At 76.6% G+C, this 2,153-nt stretch carries 2 protein-coding genes and 1 pseudogene; 2 read left to right on the top strand and 1 reads right to left on the bottom strand.

The window, feature by feature from the left end; all coding sequences use genetic code 11:
* The first annotated feature begins 340 nt into the window (after positions 1 to 340).
* Complete coding sequence (locus AAHZ94_RS36020) at positions 341 to 1,225, top strand: Bax inhibitor-1/YccA family protein (RefSeq protein ID WP_349997828.1); 885 nt, start codon at positions 341 to 343, stop codon at positions 1,223 to 1,225.
* On the opposite strand, the gene AAHZ94_RS36015 is transcribed toward AAHZ94_RS36020, so the two are convergent.
* Positions 1,183 to 1,401 (bottom strand): hypothetical protein, encoded by a 219-nt coding sequence (locus tag AAHZ94_RS36015; protein WP_349997827.1) that lies wholly within the window; start codon positions 1,399 to 1,401, stop codon positions 1,183 to 1,185. The genes AAHZ94_RS36020 and AAHZ94_RS36015 overlap by 43 nt on opposite strands.
* 207 nt (positions 1,402 to 1,608) lie before the next feature.
* Between AAHZ94_RS36015 and AAHZ94_RS36010 the strand changes: the two are divergent.
* A pseudogene (locus tag AAHZ94_RS36010) lies at positions 1,609 to 2,153 on the top strand (DUF2786 domain-containing protein); the annotation flags it as partial.

Here is a 2,153-nt window from a genome sequence, read left to right as displayed (position 1 = left end):
AAAAAAAAAGTGGGGGGGGGGGGGGGGGGGGGGGGGGGGGGGGGGGGGGCGTGGGGGGGGGGGGGGGGGGGGGGGGCGCGGGGCGCGGGGGCGCCGGGGGGCCGGCCCCGGGGCGCCCGCCCGGCCGCGGCGGCGACACGCCGCACCCCGGGACGCCCCGACGCCACCCCCACGGACGCTCCGTGGCGCGGTCGTCGCCGAGGGTTCGCCGCATGGCCCAGCGGTGGCCGGGTAGCGGCTAAAGAGGGGCGAAAAGATCCTCCCCTGGCACTAGGGTGATTCTTTTGCTTACCCATTACCCTTGACTCAAGGTCGCGCAGGGCGGCCATGGAGGAGTGAGATGAGGAGCAGCAACCCGGTCTTCTCGCGACGGGGCTTCAGCCGCGACAACGCCTACGCGGGCTTCAACACGGCGCCGCAGGCCGGGGGCCCCACCGCGACCCAGGGCAACCCGTACGCCACCGGTGCCCAGCCGACCAACCCGTATGCCCCGGGCGCGCAGGACCTGACCCCTGAGCAGATGCAGCAGCTCTACGGCGGCCAGGTCGCGCCGCCGCAGACCGGCCGGATGACGATGGACGACGTCGTCATGCGGACGGCCATGACGCTCGGCACCGTCATCGTCGGTGCCGTCGTCGCCTGGGCCGCGCTGCCGGTGTCCAGCAAGAGCTACGGCATCGCGATCGGCGCCGCGCTGATCGCGATGGTGCTCGGCCTGGTCCAGGCGTTCAAGAGCAAGCCCGTCCCGGCCCTGATCATTGGGTACGCGGCGTTCGAGGGTGTCTTCCTCGGCGTCATCAGCGAGATGTTCAACTCGCGCTGGTCCGGCATTCCGATGCAGGCGGTGCTCGGCACGATGGCGGTCTTCGCCGGTGTGCTGATCGCCTACCGCACCCGGCTGATCCGGGTCGACGCGCGCTTCCAGCGCTTCGTGATGGCCGCGGCCATCGGCTTCATGCTGCTGATGGTGGTCAACCTGCTGTTCGCGGCCTTCGGCGGCGGCGACGGCCTCGGCTTCCGCAGCGGCGCCCTCGGCATCGTCTTCGGCATCGTGGGCGTGGTCCTCGGCGCGGCCTTCCTCGCCATGGACTTCAAGCAGGTCGAGGACGGCGTGGCGTACGGCGCCCCGCGCGAGGAGGCGTGGCTGGCCGCGTTCGGCCTCACGCTGACGCTGGTCTGGATCTACCTGGAGCTGCTGCGGCTGATCGCCCTGTTCCGGGAGTAGTCCCGCCGGGCCCGCCCGCCCCCGCCGGCCCCCCCCGCCCGGCCCCGGCCGCCCCCCGCCCCCCCCGCCCCCCCCCCCCCCCCCCCCCCCCCCCCCCCCCCCCCCCCCCACGTTCGTGCCCCGTGCGGTACGGGCCCGTGCGGTACGGGCGCTGCGGGTCCTGGCCCGCGCGGCACCGGCACCCACCGGGGCGGCGGGCCGGACCGACCGGGAGCGGTCCCGGCGGGATCAGTGGACCCACCGGGCAGGGCGGCCAGGGGCAGGCCAACCCGGTACGGACCGACCACGCATGGGCCGACCGGGGACGGGGAGACAGCACGGCAGCGGCGGAGACGGCACGCGGCGTACGGCACGCGGCGCGGCGACGGCACAGGAGGCGAGTGGTGGCGAGGGCACAGGAGGCGGCGGACGCGCTGGTGGCGCGGGCGTTGCGGGACGTACTGGGCGTCCCGGCGGACACCGCGGACGACCTGCTCGACCTCAAACTGGACGCGGCGGCCTCGGCGCTGGCCGCGGCCCCCGACGGGGCGCCGGCCACCAGCCGCGCGCTGCTGCGCGCCGCCCGCGAGACCCTGGCGCTGCGCTGGGCCGCCGGCTGGTACCCGGCGGACGTGGTGCGGCTGGTCCGCCGCGAACTGGCCCCTGACCGCACCCGGCTGGCCATCGACCTCATCGCGGACGAGGCGCGCCGCCACCCGCCGGCCGACCTGCCGCCGCGCTGGGCCGCCCAACTGCGCGAACTGCACGCCGACGTGTGGTGGCCCGGCGGCGGCGCGGGCTATCTGGAGGCCCGGACGCGGCGCGAGCGCGGTAGCCGCTTCGCGGTGGCCCGCTGCGCCCTGGACGTACTGCGCCTGATCGGCCGGCTGCCGCCGCTGACCCCGATCGGCCCGCCGCCCGGCCCCGGCGCCGGGCGGCCCCCGCCCCC

Origin of the sequence: Streptomyces sp. HSW2009, from assembly GCF_040240285.1 — a bacterium.
Classification (GTDB): Bacteria; Actinomycetota; Actinomycetes; order Streptomycetales; family Streptomycetaceae; genus Streptomyces.
Note: the sequence above shows the minus strand (reverse complement) of the source record. Positions and strands in the feature narration are given on the sequence as shown.